The sequence below is a fragment of the Undibacterium parvum genome, from assembly GCF_003955735.1.
Lineage (GTDB): Bacteria > Pseudomonadota > Gammaproteobacteria > Burkholderiales > Burkholderiaceae_D > Undibacterium > Undibacterium parvum.
Genome location: NZ_CP034464.1, coordinates 2,165,506 through 2,178,855, shown reverse-complemented (window position 1 = coordinate 2,178,855; position 13,350 = coordinate 2,165,506). Strand labels below are relative to the sequence as shown.

The window sequence follows — 13,350 nt, the reverse complement described above, 5'->3', positions numbered from 1 at the left end:
GCACAGCAGCGATGCCAGAAAAAGAGAAATCGGAGGCGAAACAGCATTTCGGATTCACCTACAAAAACACCCTAACAATTTATTGAATAATGAAATTTTCAAAGAAAATATCGGAAACACCATCGTGCTCCTTTACCTGCAAAAGCTTATTCACTTTTTCTTTTATTTCATCCATGACTTCTATTTTTCCCTCGCCCGACTGAAGCTGACTGGCTTCTTTGCTGCTAAGTATCAGTATCATGCCATGCCGTATCATGGGCATGAGTAGCTTAACTTTTTCAGCCATTTCTGGCGTCGCCACTTGCAACGTCAATGAGACCTGCAGATATTTCTCAAAACTAGATAAATTGACGATAAAGGGTTCCAGTTTTGCTGAATTTCCGGCCCCGGCGCTAGCACTACCTCCGCCAGAATTTGCCATCACATCGACCGGGGACAACATCGCAACTGTAAGCAGAGCGCCAAAAATAATTGCCGAAATTTTAGAGTCGCGCATGTGTATCCCCTATCAATTAAGTGAACCAGCTTTTTACTCTACACAGACAAAGGCTTGTAGCGTATCCGCTTAGGTTTTGCACCTTCTTCACCCAAACGTTTCTTCTTATCCGCTTCATATTCCTGATAATTACCGTCGAAGAAGGAGACTTGCGAATTGCCTTCGAAAGCTAGGATATGGGTCGCGATCCTATCTAGGAACCAGCGATCATGTGAGATCACCATCACGCTGCCGGCAAATTCCAGCAAGGCATCTTCCAGAGCGCGCAAGGTTTCAATATCGAGATCATTGGAAGGTTCATCGAGGAGCAGAACGTTACCGCCTTGCAGCAAGGTTTTCGCCAAATGCAAACGACCGCGCTCACCACCCGATAAGTTACCCACAATTTTTTGCTGATCTCCACCTTTAAAATTAAAACGTCCCAAGTAAGCACGCGAAGGCATTTCAAAGCGACCTACCGTCAGAATATCCGCGCCGTTAGCCACATCATCAAATACCGTCTTAGTATTCGTCAAATCTTCACGTGACTGGTCAACCAGAGATATTTTTGCAGTTTGGCCTAGCAGTACTTCGCCGCTATCTGGTTGCTCTAGACCTTTAATCATTTTGAACAAGGTCGATTTACCAGCTCCGTTCGGGCCAATAATACCGACGATGGCGCCTGGTGGAATTTTGAAACTAAGATTGTCTATCAACAGCCTATCGCCAAAGGCTTTGCTGACATTTTTAAATTCTATAACTTCATTCCCCAAGCGTTCTGCAACCGGAATAAAAATTTCCTGGGTCTCGTTACGCTTCTGGTATTCGTGCTCGCTCATCTCGTTGAAGCGGGCCAGACGCGCCTTGCTCTTGGCTTGACGCGCCTTAGGATTTTGACGCGACCATTCCAATTCTTTTTGCAGTGCTTTTTGGCGTGCCGACTCTGTCGACTCTTCCTGTTTCAAGCGTGTCTGTTTTTGATCCAGCCACGAGCTGTAATTACCCTTCCAAGGGATACCCGCACCGCGATCAAGTTCAAGTATCCACTCGGCCGCGTTATCCAAGAAATAGCGATCATGGGTAATCGCCACCACAGTGCCAGGGAAGCGCAGTAAAAATTGCTCTAGCCAATCTACCGATTCAGCATCCAGATGGTTGGTAGGCTCATCGAGCAAGAGCATGTCTGGCTTGGACAGTAAAAGTTTGCACAGTGCGACGCGACGCTTTTCACCGCCAGAAAGTACGCCGATTTTGGCGTCCCAGGGTGGCAAGCGCAGAGCATCTGCTGCCATTTCCAATTGTAGTTGCACGTTATCGCCGGATGAAGTCGAGATAATCGCTTCTAATCTAGCCTGTTCGTTCGCCAGTGCGTCAAAATCCGCGCCCTCTTCGGCATAGGCTGCATACACTTCTTCCAGTTTGGCCTGGGCTTCAAACACTTCGCCCAAAGCCGATTCAACGGCCTGACGTACGGTTTGCTCAGGATCGAGCTGCGGCTCTTGTGGCAGATAGCCGATATTTAAATTCGGCATGGGCACCGCTTCGCCCTGAATATCTTTATCCAGGCCGGCCATAATTTTTAGTAGCGAAGATTTACCTGATCCGTTCAAGCCAAGCACGCCAATTTTGGCACCCGGAAAAAAGGAAAGGGAGATGTCTTTCAGTATCTGACGTTTAGGCGGCACGATTTTGCCGACGCGATTCATGGTGTAAACGTATTGAGCCATTTTGGTCGTATTTTATGAGTAAAGATGATGGTAAGAAGGATACATCAAGCCAGCACTGTTATGGGAGTTAAGCTGCAATTTTGTGCTACGCACCAATCTTGATCTAGCTCAAATGGCATGCTGCGTCGCAGCACTACACTGGCACTGCACCATTAAATCTAAGGAATAAAAAATGAAAAAAATAGCATTAGCACTCTCTTTGGCAGCTATCTGCCTGGCAGCAAATCAAGCTGCAGCGCAACAAAGCCCATGGCAAGTACGCGCCCGCGTTGTTAACATCAGCACTGCAAATGGATCAGATCCAATAAAAGGTGATACGAATACGGCATCGGATCGCATCACGGTCAGCGACAAGACGATTCCAGAAGTGGATATTTCTTACTATTTCAGCCCTAATTTGTCAGCAGAATTAATCCTAACTTACCCACAAGAACATGATGTCAAACTGGATGGCGTAAAAATCGGAACTTTTAAGCATTTGCCACCAAGCTTGACAGCTAAATATCATTTTATGCCTGAAGCGCAATTTAGTCCTTACCTTGGTGCCGGCTTAAACTACACAAGTATTTCTAATGTGGAGTTATTGGGTGGCAAGGGCGGTCTGGATAAAAACAGCTTTGGTTTGGTAGTGCAAGCGGGTATCGATTACAAACTGGACAAAAATTGGTCTTTAAATCTGGACATCAAAAAAGTTCAGATTCGCAGTGACGTCAGCATCAACGGCGCAAAAGTGAGCGCGGTACAAATTGATCCATGGTTGTTCGGCGTCGGCGTCGGCTATCGTTTCTAAGCTTGCATCGCCTTATGAAGCAAAAAAAACCGGCTACAGCCGGTTTTTTTTGCGTCGTCGGACTTATTTGGTTTAAAAAAACCAAACTATTTGCCGCAATTTGTAAGTATTTTCTTGTTAATATAAAAATGTGAGTAGAGTTGCAATGCAAATTATTTGAGCAGACGTTAAAATTTGGGGTTACTCTTCAACAACCTGGGTATAAAATGACTATTCGGTTGCGCGGTTCAGGCAAAGAATCGACAGCTCGTCTTCGCCCTATGATTGGAATAGATAATTTCTTGAGACTGCGTAAGCAAAATACGCTCCCCCAGACGCAGACAGGCACCTCTTAGATAGTGAGTATGGACACAATTATTAAACATCTGGTGGAGATTACCGGGCATAGGGATCACGAGCTCCTGAATATTTCCGTCATTTCCGCCTTGCGCGAGTTGACCCAGGCGGCACAGGCGCGCGTCTTAGATATTCTGGTTTCTGGCCAACACATTTTCGTTAAACCAAGAATTTCGTTTGAAGATGATAAATTGATCGTTGCTGACGAGGGCGCTGCAGTCAATCATAACGGTGAGCTGATTTCACATTTCCCTGACTTACAAAAAGGCATAGCCGAGCATCAAAATGTCATCGAGACCCTCGATGCAAATGGCATACGCACAGTTTGGTTGCCGATCTGGATGCATGACAAAGTCCATACTTGTCTAGAAATTACCAATCCGGCCACGTATAACCAAAATACCAAAGAAGTCATGAATGGTATTTTGATTGTGTATCGTAACTTCCAAAATTTACTCGATTATAGTGAACGCGATTCTTTAACTGGCTTACTGAACCGTAAGACTTTTGACGATAATTTTTCAAAGATTTTGCGCAGCGCGGCTGGAGCTGAGGCCGGGGCATCGACCGAAGATAGACGCATGGATCCAGATCGTCGTCATGATGTGCGGGAGAAACAACATTGGTTAGCCGTGTTAGACATCGATCATTTTAAACGCGTGAATGATCAGTTTGGTCATGTCTACGGCGATGAAGTCCTGATTTTGATCGCCAATCTACTGCGTTCCTCGTTCCGTCCCAGCGATAAATTATTTCGTTTTGGCGGCGAAGAATTTGTTATTTTGTTGCGCTCCACCTCGCTGGAGGATGCCAAACAAATCTTCGAGCGTTTTCGTGAAAATGTCGCACAATATAATTTTCCGCAAGTGGGCACAGTCACGGTCAGTATCGGCTTTGTTCAGATCAATCCCTATGAGCCTGCAGTCGGCATCATAGGCCGAGCCGATCAGGCGCTTTATTTCGCTAAGAGTAATGGTAGAAATAAAACCTATTTTTACGATGATTTGGTAGCGAATGGAGATCTAAAGATAGAGCATTCCAACGATGACGTGGAATTTTTCTAGCCGGAACGCAGGCAGCTCGCTGAAATAAAAAAAGGCTCCTTTCTGGAGCCTTTTTTTATTTAACTTAAGACTTAGGCAAAATTGTTCCCGCTAGGAGCGCGCCGAAGACCGTACGCTAGTACGGCAAGGCGAGCGCAACAACGCTGGGGTGGTTTTGCGAAAGTCCTAAATTAATGCGCCACGCGCTTGACACCCGCCATTAGAATTCCGGCCAACATCAATAAGCCGCCAGATGCCCGATTACTGGTTTTAACGAACCTGGCGTTCGCAGTGAATTTTTTGGTTTTACTCCCCAACCAGGCATAAAAGCTATAGGTCATGGCATCCAAGGCGATGCACGTGCTGCCGTAAATTAACATCTGTTGTCCTATAGGTTTATCAGGATTGATAAACTGCGGCAACAGAGCAACGAAATACAATAAGGCCTTGGGGTTAGAAAGTTCGACGATGACCGCATTCCAAAACGCTGCCCAACCCTGTATCGCTACATTTGGCTCACTACTGACCGAGAACGCACTACCTTTACTCAACATGGTCGAAATTCCCAGATAAAACAGATACGCGACACCAGCCCATTTGATAACAGAGAATAAATTACTACTGGCGACGATTAAGGCCGCGATGCCGGTCGCCGATAAGGCGAAATACAGCGCATTGGCCAAGGCGATCCCCGCGATTGCCCAATAGGAACGGCGCATGCCGTTGGATATACCTTGCGCCACGATGAGTAAGGCAGCAGGGCCGGGTGTCAGGCAAATGACGCCGGTGGTGACGATAAAGATGAAATAGGCTTCCCAGCTCATGGCAGGCTCCAGATAAAAAATTAAAAATAAAAATTAGGTGACACTAAATACCCTGGCTTTAGCTAGCTGCATCCTCAGGTTTACGTGCAAGGGTGATCAGAAGAACACTGAGCAAGATAATCGCCATCGCCAGCATTGCACGTGGTGCCAGCGTTTCGCCTCCAAATATGACCCCGAGCGCCACCGCGATGACCGGATTTACGTAGGCATAGCTAGAGGCTAGCGCCGGCCTCACCTTAGAGAGCAAATACATATACGCAGTAAAGGCAAGCAGAGAACCTGCTACCACTAGATACGACCAGGCAAAAAAAGCCGGCAGGGTAATTGGGGTATTAAAATTTTCCCCCTTGGCGAAACCGATTACACACAAGAACGCACCACCGAGTAACATCTCGCTGGCAAAACCCATGGCACCCGGAGCCAGATGCAGCTTTTTTTGCGACAAAACCGAACCTAAATCCCAGCAGATGATGGCCCCCAATAAGGCGATCATACCTAGCGGTTGTGCCGATAATTCGGCGCTACCACTGAGTAGCAGGGCGCCGCAAAAGCCAGTCAATATCCCTAGCCATTCACGTTTATTCGGCCAAACCCCAAAGATCCCGGCACAAAGCGACATGACCATCGGTGAACAGGCAATAAACACCGCCGTCATGCCGGAAGAAACATATTGCTGCCCTACCGCGGTCAAGCCCATGCCGCCACCGAGCAGCAACATGCCAACAATACCGGCGTCGCGCCATTGCAGGCGGCTGGGATTGGGCGTGCCACGCCATTTCAGCCAGGCAAATAGCAAGCCGCCAGCGACCAAAAAGCGACTCCCCATCAATAAAAATGGAGGAAAAGACTGCAAGGCCACATGAATCGCAAAATAGGTAGAGCCCCAGACCAGATACACGGTCAGTAAAGCCAAGAGGATGTAACGAGGAAGTGCGCGCATAAAATCTAGAGCTGGTAAGATCGAATTAAGGAGACTAGTGTATGCGGTCGCTTCGGATTTTTAAATAGATAAACCAAGGCAAATGGAGTACATTACCTTGGTATCAATCGAAAATAGGGTGATTTTCAATGAAACTAGAATTAGACCTGATGGATGCAAAAATCCTCGATATTTTGCAGGCCGATGCGCGCATTACTTTGACCGAGATCGGTAGACGGATACACTTAAGCCAGCCGGCCGTGGCAGAACGGGTTAAACGCATGGAGGCGGCCAAGGTGATTACCGGTTATCACGCCAGAGTCAATCCAGAAGCACTGGGCTACAACATCACCGCTTTCGTACGCATCGCAGGACGCACTGAATATCAGGCCGTGGCAGCCATGGCAGAGAAAATGCCCGAAGTTATTGAATGCCATTCAATTACTGGCGACGATTGCAGCATCGTCAAAGTCGTGGTGCCATCGGTGCGCGAACTAGAACGTATCCTGGTCGACCTCACGCGTTGCGGTGCCACCTCGACCTCCTTGATTTTATCCTCGACTTTAGAGCGCCGCGCGCTCAAGCCGGTACTCGAATAAATTTTTAGGGCTCACATGGAACTGCGTCAACTCCGTTACTTTGTCGCCATCCTTGAGCATGGCTCGCTATCGCGTGCCGCCAAGGTCTTGCACATCGTCCAGCCTGCGCTGAGTCAACAACTGCAACAACTGGAAGAAGAACTCGGGGCCAGCCTGATGCACAGATCGGCGCAGGGCATGCAAGCCACCGATGCCGGCAAGATTTTTTATCAGCATGCGCAGGCCATACTCAAGCAAGTCCATGATGCCAAGTCAGCCGTCACGCAATCGACCGACAAACCCAGCGGCACGGTGGCGCTAGGGATACCGCAAAGCGCCTCGGGCGCGCTAGCCTTGCCTTTATTGACGGCAGTGCGCGCCACCTATCCCGACATCGTGTTTCAGCTAACCGAAGAATTAACTGGCAATCTTACCGAGCAATTGCGCGCTGGCCGATTAAATTTAGCCATCCTGTTTGACGACGGTCAGTTGGCGGGCTTTAATCTCAAGCCTATGGTAGAAGAAGAAATGATGTACATCACGCGCGCTGATTCGCAATTTGCCACGCAGCGCAAAAGCATCACTCTGGCGAAAGCGCTACAAGCGAGTTTGATACTTCCGAGTATTGCGCATGGAGTGCGGCCGCGCATAGAAAGTCGGGTCAGGCAGGCCGGACTAGAGATTAAGCAAGTCATAGACATTACCTCGATAGCGATCTTAAAGTCCGCCATCATGGCCGATATGGGCGCGACGATTTTGCCGGTATCGCCATTTTTGGCCGAGATACAACGCGGTGAAATGCGCGCCAGCAGTATTTCAGCTAGCGATTTATCGCGTACTGTGGTGCTCTGCTCAAACAAAAACCTACCACTCACCAATGCCGCACTGGCAGTAGAAAAATTGGTACTCGATGTCAGCCGTGAGCTGTGCGCCAGCGGCCGTTGGCTAGGCGCTCAGAGTTTGTTGCCCTCATCGTAAGTCTAGTTCTAGCCTATGCTCGCCAAACTTTTCCACACTCGTATCCGCAAGGCGATGGCGCTAGGCTGGTTGTTATTCTGGAGTCTGATGATCGCGGTAGCGGTTCAGGAACATTTGCGCAGCGGTGGCAAACATATATGGGAGCCGGTTTTCTGGGAGAGCTCTTCTGCCATCGTCGGCACGCTCTTGCTGCTGATGCAGAGGAGGCTACTCACTAACCAAACACTATTGCAAACCCCGATGCGCTGGTTTCTGGCGCAACTGGCGGTGCTGCCGCTGATTTGTACTCTGTTTGTTGTCATCGTATTTGCGCTGCGGCATGCCGTGTATGCCGCCTTAGGGCTGGTTTATCAACATGCAAGCTGGGGCAAATTATTTTTATATGAAACCAGTAAATTAGGGATGTTTCTCGGCATATTTTATGTGGTGATTTTTGGTATCCAAGCCTATGCGGCCTTATTGGAGGAAAAGAAAAATTCAGAAAAATCGCAGAGCTTGTTGCGTCAGGCGCAGATGCATAGATTGACACAGCAGATGCAACCGCATTTTTTATTTAATGCGCTCAACACCGTCTCGTCCCTCATGTATTCCGACCTGAAACTGGCCGACACGGCACTCACACAAATTGCCGATCTCTTGCGCGGCACCCTGGAATTAGATCAACAAACCGAAATCGCCTTAGCCCAAGAGCTGCGCTTACTACAGTCCTACGCCAAGCTCATGTCTCTACGTTTCGTCGATAGAGTAGAGATCAGCTGGGATATTGCCGACGACTGTTTGTCTTGCCTGGTGCCAGTGATGAGTCTGCAAACCATCTTAGAAAATAGCTTTAAACATACGGTAGAACGGCGCTCGCAACTTACGCATATCCGCATTTCGGCTTACTTGGGGCCATCAATCTCTGCGCCCAACACTAGGCAATTGATCATCACGCTAGAAGATGATGCCGGCCTACTGCAAGCAGTAAAAACAGCTACGGCTAAGGCCATAGGCTTGGATAATCTCAGACAACGTCTGCAGGCTTTACATCAGACCAAGGCCAGTCTGGAAATTAGCCAGCTGATGCCTGCCGGAGTAAAGACCACACTGCGTTTGCCATGTTGAGGGAGCGATGAAAATACTCATAGTCGATGATGAACGGCCGGCGCGCGATAAACTACGCCGCCTGCTTAGTCAGCAAAGCGATGTCAGCCATATCGCCGAAGCGCGCGATGGCAATGAGGCTTTGCAGACGATCCGCGCCTATCCACCAGATCTGGTTTTTTTGGACGTGCAGATGCCCGAGCTAGATGGCATCAGCCTCGCCACGCAACTGCCTGAACCTGCGCCTTTGATCGTTTTCGTCACCGCCTATGATCAGTATGCGCTACAGGCTTTTGATGCCAACGCCATCGACTATCTGATGAAGCCGTATGACGAAGCGCGTTTTTTACGCGCCCTGCAAAAAGCCCGCGAGCGCTTGCAAAAACCAGTGGTAACGGCAGATCATTTACTCTGCAATGAGAAAGGTCGAATTCAGGTCGTCAAACTGAGCGATATTCTGTGGGTCGAGGCGGCCGATAATTATGTCTTGCTGCATACCGTCAACGGTCAGCACATGTTGCGCCAGACTCTGAGTGGCATATTAGAAAAACTCGGTAGCGGCTTTGTGCGATGCCATCGGCGCTATCTGGTGCAATTATGTTCGATTCAACAATTTATTCCCACCCAAAAAGGCGATGCCCAATTGCTCATGAAAGACGCTGCTCGTCTGCCCTGTAGTCGCCAGTATCGTAGCGCGGTGCTGAGCTATCTGAAAATTGAAGATTAACTTTGCGTTGCATCCGACTCGCCCCATCCCAACCCCATTTCGCCACAATTTGATGGCAGTTGCTGCTCCACCTGCGTAGGCTACTCTGTATCGTTCACTTCGCGAGCAAGAGCATGCCTCAGTCTTCCACTACATCGACAGCCCTTCCCGCCAGCGCCAGCACTAGCGAGCGCCTGTATTTTTTGGATTGGGTACGTATCATCGCCTTCTTCTTACTCATTTTCTATCACGTAGGCATGTACTACGTAGGCGAAGACTGGCATGTGAATAGTCCGCATGTGATAGACACGATCAAACCGCTGATGCTGCTAAGCTCACCGTGGCGCTTGAGCCTCTTGTTTTTGGTCTCCGGTGTGGCATCCGCCTTCATGCTACAAAAACATAGTGCAGCAAAGTTTGCCCGACAAAGAAGTGGCCGCCTGTTGCCGCCCTTACTGTTTGGCATGCTGATCATCGTGCCGCCTCAAACTTATTTTGAAGTCATAGAAAAACTCGCCTATCCCGGTAGTTATTTGGATTTTATGAAGCTGTATCTGAGTGGCTACTCAGGATTTTGCAAAGATGGCTGCCTGATTTTGCCGACCTGGAATCACCTCTGGTTTGTCGCCTATCTGTGGGCCTACAGCTTAGTACTAGCTGTTTTCATCGCGCTCAGAGCCAACTGGTTTTCGCGTCTACGGGCGGTCTTGATAAATCAACTGCGAGGCTGGCGCATCATCGTGCTACCGATACTTTATCTGGCCTTGATACGCGTGGTGATGTTAAATCATTTTCCAACGACGCATGCCTTGATCGACGATTGGTTTAATCATGCCAATTACTTGTTTTTCTTCCTGTTTGGCGCCCTGATTGCGCCCTCAGATCGATTTTGGCAAGAGCTGGTGCGCTTGCGCTGGCCCAGTCTGCTGAGCGCACTCGTAGCTTGGATTTTTCTGGTCAGCTACTATGCCTATTTCAATAATGTCCATCCAGCGCCAGACTGGCTACGCCTGATGCAGCGTGGTATTTGGGTGATTTTGGAGTGGACCGCAATTTTAGGCGCTTGTGGCTTTGCTCGCCTCCATCTGCAAAAAGACCATGCGGCACGCCGCTATCTGACCGTGGCAATTTTCCCTGTGTATATTTTTCACCAGACCATCATCGTGATGTTGGCACATGCTTTAAAACCCTATCAACTAGCAGCGCCAGCAGAAGCATGCCTGCTCATCGTCGCCACCCTGATACTGAGTTTCGGCGGCTATGAGATCGTCAAACGCCATGCCTTACTGCGACCGCTGTTCGGCTTAGGCAAGCTGAACAGCAAAACATCTCTGTAGCAAAAATGCTGAAGAATAGTTTTGGCACAGGCCCACTGCGCATATCCCATGCGGGTTTGCCGATAGGCAGGCTGGACAGGCGCATAGGCTATGCCTGAGCGGGCAGATATGCGAATTCAAGTTCGAAATGCGACGGAATTAGGTGTTAAATTAAATAGTACTTCATGTGGCGTTTTGTAGCCTAAAGTTTTTCTGGGGCGATGATTCAGGCGGTCTTCAATGTGTTGAATGCGCGCCCTGGAAAGTGTCTTCAGACGCATTCTTTTTGGTATGTATTGACGGATCAAACCATTGGTATTTTCATTGCGGGAGCGCTGCCGAGGGCGACCAGGATCGGCAAAGAAGACCGGTAAGCCCATGTCTTTAAAGTGCGCAAATTCACAGCCATTATCTAAGGTCAGTGAAAGGGCGGGCAATCCATTGAGTTCTTTTCCAACCGCAGCGGCAACAAGGATGGCCGTCTTTTGCAAGACGGGAGAGATTTTGGTGTACAAGCTTTTGCGTTCGACCAAAGTGAGTAGGCAGTGATGATGTGACTGTCCGCGGATGGTGTCGCCTTCCCAGTGACCAGCAATCTCTCTTGTCAACGCGCCTTTGGGACGCTGTCGAATACTCTTGCGACCGGCCGGATAGCTAGATTTGGCGGGCTTCCAGACGTTGGCAAGCTGATAGCGACGTAATTTTTTATTCAATGCACTCTTGGTACGCCGTATCCAGTTGTAGATCGTTTGGTGACTGATAGACCAATTCTCTTCACTGCCCGCAATGCGCAAACGTGCGCTGATTTCGTCTGGAGACCATTCTTGATTTAATAAATGTCGCACCAGCGGCCAGATTTCTTTCGGTTTGGTTGGATGATTGGCCGCGCTTTTGGCAATACGTTTAAGCGTTCTTTCATTGGACGCGAGGGCGTTGTATTTTTGATTTACTTTGCCTCGCTTGATCTCGCGATAAATGGTTGAACGATCTACTCCAACTACTGTGGCAATCTTGCTTACGCTGGTTTTTGACGCTAGCAGGCGTTCAATTTGCGAGCGCTGTTTAGCTCTGAGGTGAGTAAATTCCATTGCGATTTCCTTGGGTTAAGAACAATACAAAGGTACTCCTGTAACGAGTAAAATCTTTGTATTTCTATCCTTATGCCGTCGCAATTCGAACTTTAATTCGCATGCCAGCCCGCAAACCCGCATGGACTATGCGCGAGCGGCTAGATGATGCAAAAATTTAGGCTGGCTATCTAGTCCGGCTATTGCGGCCGTACAGCGCCAGTATGCTGGCCATGCTCAAGGCGGCTAGCGCGATCAGCCACATCAGGGCATCGGCATGGCTAGTCTGCATCACCAACCCGGCGATCAAGGGGCCGGCCACCGCGCTGAGGGTGTACAGCATCGACAGCAGGCTGACGTTTTGCGCCATATCACCGGAACCGGTGGTGGTGCTGGCGATCAATGCCATGGTCAGAAAAGCGGTGATAAAACCACCCAACAAGAACACCGCCACCTGCATAGGCAGATAGGCCAGCGGCAGGCTCATGCAGAGCGCCACCAGCACGGTTCCCAGTGCGCAACTGATGGCTGCCGTACCCAGGCTGGTGTGATCGGTCAGCCAGCCCACTGGGTATTGCAGCAGCAAACCGCCCACCCCAAACAGCGCCAGCAAATCGGTGATCTGCAATACCGCATAACCGCGCTCTTGCGCAAAGATCGCAAACAGGCCCGATAGCGCGGCCTCGCTCATGCCGCCCAAGAGCGCAATCACGATGCCTTGCTTGAAGATGTGGTCGCGCGGCTGCCGGAAAATCTGCGCGATCGCGGCCTTCATTCTGGCCCCACCTGTGCTCGTCCCGCTAACTCCTGTCCCTGGCTGGTGCGTCTGAATGGTGGCGCTTCTGGCCAGGCACAGCGGCACGATGGCGGCCAGGGTAAAGCCTGCACCTATCCAAAAAATCGCCTTACCATGTATCCCAAAATAAGCGGCCAGCAGCGGCGCGACGATAGGCGCCAAGGCGATCAGAGTTTCATGAAAGCCGACCAGACGCCCGCGCGCGTGAGCTGGCGCAATCAGATACAACCAGGGCTCTAAGGCGATCCAGCGCAAGCCAAGACCGAAGCCAGCCAGCGCCCCCGCGATCAGCCAAAACGGCCAGCCCACCAAGGCCGCGCAGCTCAGCGCCAGCAGGGTAGAAAACAAGCCAGCGAGTATCACTTGTTTATCGCCAAAACGCTTGCACAACCAAGGCGCAAAGCCCAAACCGGGCAACTGCCCCAGCCACAAGGAAGCGGCGAACATGCCCAGTTGCGAGGCATTTAAACCCTGCTCAACCAACCATACCGGCAGCACCACAAAGGCGATGCCAAATTGCCCCACTTGCGCCAGGGTCGAGACGGTATTCAAAGCGCCTATGCTGCGCCAGTCAAACTCGGTTTGACTATGCATGGGACAGCACACTAAGCACGCGGGATGCGCAGAACGAGTACTGGGCGCGGTCAGCGCGGAGGGAGTTTGGTAGCATAGCTTGGGGTCAGTTTTTTGTAGGTGTATGCGAACTTTGCGA

General features: G+C 49.9%; 13 protein-coding genes. 7 read left to right on the top strand and 6 right to left on the bottom strand.

The window, feature by feature from the left end:
• Positions 1-79: 79 nt before the first annotated feature.
• Together EJN92_RS09500 and ettA are read right to left on the bottom strand one after the other, a co-directional pair.
• Positions 80-496 carry a flagellar basal body-associated FliL family protein gene (locus EJN92_RS09500; RefSeq protein ID WP_126127597.1) on the bottom strand — a complete coding sequence of 139 codons (417 nt, stop codon included), beginning with the start codon at positions 494-496 and terminating at the stop codon, positions 80-82.
• Positions 497-534: 38 nt separating this feature from the next.
• The gene (ettA, locus tag EJN92_RS09495; RefSeq protein WP_126127596.1) at positions 535-2,202 is read right to left on the bottom strand and encodes an energy-dependent translational throttle protein EttA; all 1,668 of its coding nucleotides are present in this window, start codon (positions 2,200-2,202) and stop codon (positions 535-537) included.
• 172 nt (positions 2,203-2,374) lie between these two features.
• Here ettA and EJN92_RS09490 point away from each other — a divergent pair, with 172 nt between their 5' ends.
• Positions 2,375-2,992: an OmpW/AlkL family protein gene (locus EJN92_RS09490; protein ID WP_126127595.1), complete on the top strand. Its 618-nt coding sequence runs from the start codon at positions 2,375-2,377 to the stop codon at positions 2,990-2,992.
• Positions 2,993-3,336: 344 nt separating this feature from the next.
• The gene (locus EJN92_RS09485) at positions 3,337-4,392 is read left to right on the top strand and encodes a GGDEF domain-containing protein (RefSeq protein ID WP_126127594.1); all 1,056 of its coding nucleotides are present in this window, start codon (positions 3,337-3,339) and stop codon (positions 4,390-4,392) included.
• A 170-nt stretch (positions 4,393-4,562) separates the two neighbouring features.
• Here the strand turns inward: EJN92_RS09485 and EJN92_RS09480 are convergent, their stop codons facing one another.
• Together EJN92_RS09480 and yedA are read right to left on the bottom strand one after the other, a co-directional pair.
• Entirely contained in the window at positions 4,563-5,195 is a 633-nt protein-coding gene (locus tag EJN92_RS09480) for a LysE family translocator (RefSeq protein ID WP_126127593.1), read from the bottom strand.
• 58 nt (positions 5,196-5,253) lie between these two features.
• Positions 5,254-6,135 (bottom strand): drug/metabolite exporter YedA, encoded by an 882-nt coding sequence (gene yedA, locus EJN92_RS09475; RefSeq protein ID WP_126127592.1) that lies wholly within the window; start codon positions 6,133-6,135, stop codon positions 5,254-5,256.
• A 128-nt stretch (positions 6,136-6,263) separates the two neighbouring features.
• Between yedA and EJN92_RS09470 the strand changes: the two genes are divergently transcribed.
• The 5 genes from EJN92_RS09470 (at position 6,264) to EJN92_RS09450 (ending at position 10,796) form a co-directional block, all read left to right on the top strand.
• The gene (locus EJN92_RS09470) at positions 6,264-6,713 is read left to right on the top strand and encodes an Lrp/AsnC family transcriptional regulator (protein WP_126127591.1); all 450 of its coding nucleotides are present in this window, start codon (positions 6,264-6,266) and stop codon (positions 6,711-6,713) included.
• A 15-nt stretch (positions 6,714-6,728) separates the two neighbouring features.
• Entirely contained in the window at positions 6,729-7,670 is a 942-nt protein-coding gene (locus EJN92_RS09465; protein WP_126127590.1) for a LysR substrate-binding domain-containing protein, read from the top strand.
• Positions 7,671-7,685: 15 nt separating this feature from the next.
• Positions 7,686-8,774 carry a sensor histidine kinase gene (locus EJN92_RS09460; protein ID WP_126127589.1) on the top strand — a complete coding sequence of 363 codons (1,089 nt, stop codon included), beginning with the start codon at positions 7,686-7,688 and terminating at the stop codon, positions 8,772-8,774.
• A gap of 7 nt (positions 8,775-8,781) precedes the next feature.
• Positions 8,782-9,480 (top strand): LytR/AlgR family response regulator transcription factor, encoded by a 699-nt coding sequence (locus tag EJN92_RS09455; RefSeq protein WP_126127588.1) that lies wholly within the window; start codon positions 8,782-8,784, stop codon positions 9,478-9,480.
• 113 nt (positions 9,481-9,593) lie between these two features.
• Positions 9,594-10,796, top strand: a complete 1,203-nt coding sequence (locus tag EJN92_RS09450) for an acyltransferase family protein (RefSeq protein WP_126127587.1) — start codon at positions 9,594-9,596, stop codon at positions 10,794-10,796.
• Positions 10,797-10,912: 116 nt separating this feature from the next.
• Here the strand turns inward: EJN92_RS09450 and EJN92_RS09445 are convergent, their stop codons facing one another.
• Entirely contained in the window at positions 10,913-11,863 is a 951-nt protein-coding gene (locus EJN92_RS09445) for an IS30 family transposase (RefSeq protein ID WP_126127586.1), read from the bottom strand.
• 166 nt (positions 11,864-12,029) lie between these two features.
• Positions 12,030-13,232, bottom strand: a complete 1,203-nt coding sequence (locus EJN92_RS09440) for an MFS transporter (RefSeq protein WP_126127585.1) — start codon at positions 13,230-13,232, stop codon at positions 12,030-12,032.
• Between the last annotated feature and the right edge of the window lie 118 nt (positions 13,233-13,350).

Excerpts from the sequence above, each read along its gene's own strand:
- EJN92_RS09500 (WP_126127597.1), bottom strand. The coding sequence starts at position 496 with ATGCGCGACTCTAAAATTTCGGCAATTATTTTTGGCGCTCTGCTTACA.
- ettA (WP_126127596.1), bottom strand. The coding sequence starts at position 2,202 with ATGGCTCAATACGTTTACACCATGAATCGCGTCGGCAAAATCGTGCCG.
- EJN92_RS09490 (WP_126127595.1), top strand. The coding sequence starts at position 2,375 with ATGAAAAAAATAGCATTAGCACTCTCTTTGGCAGCTATCTGCCTGGCA.
- EJN92_RS09485 (WP_126127594.1), top strand. The coding sequence starts at position 3,337 with ATGGACACAATTATTAAACATCTGGTGGAGATTACCGGGCATAGGGAT.
- EJN92_RS09480 (WP_126127593.1), bottom strand. The coding sequence starts at position 5,195 with ATGAGCTGGGAAGCCTATTTCATCTTTATCGTCACCACCGGCGTCATT.
- yedA (WP_126127592.1), bottom strand. The coding sequence starts at position 6,135 with ATGCGCGCACTTCCTCGTTACATCCTCTTGGCTTTACTGACCGTGTAT.
- EJN92_RS09470 (WP_126127591.1), top strand. The coding sequence starts at position 6,264 with ATGAAACTAGAATTAGACCTGATGGATGCAAAAATCCTCGATATTTTG.
- EJN92_RS09465 (WP_126127590.1), top strand. The coding sequence starts at position 6,729 with ATGGAACTGCGTCAACTCCGTTACTTTGTCGCCATCCTTGAGCATGGC.
- EJN92_RS09460 (WP_126127589.1), top strand. The coding sequence starts at position 7,686 with ATGCTCGCCAAACTTTTCCACACTCGTATCCGCAAGGCGATGGCGCTA.
- EJN92_RS09455 (WP_126127588.1), top strand. The coding sequence starts at position 8,782 with ATGAAAATACTCATAGTCGATGATGAACGGCCGGCGCGCGATAAACTA.
- EJN92_RS09450 (WP_126127587.1), top strand. The coding sequence starts at position 9,594 with ATGCCTCAGTCTTCCACTACATCGACAGCCCTTCCCGCCAGCGCCAGC.
- EJN92_RS09445 (WP_126127586.1), bottom strand. The coding sequence starts at position 11,863 with ATGGAATTTACTCACCTCAGAGCTAAACAGCGCTCGCAAATTGAACGC.
- EJN92_RS09440 (WP_126127585.1), bottom strand. The coding sequence starts at position 13,232 with ATGCATAGTCAAACCGAGTTTGACTGGCGCAGCATAGGCGCTTTGAAT.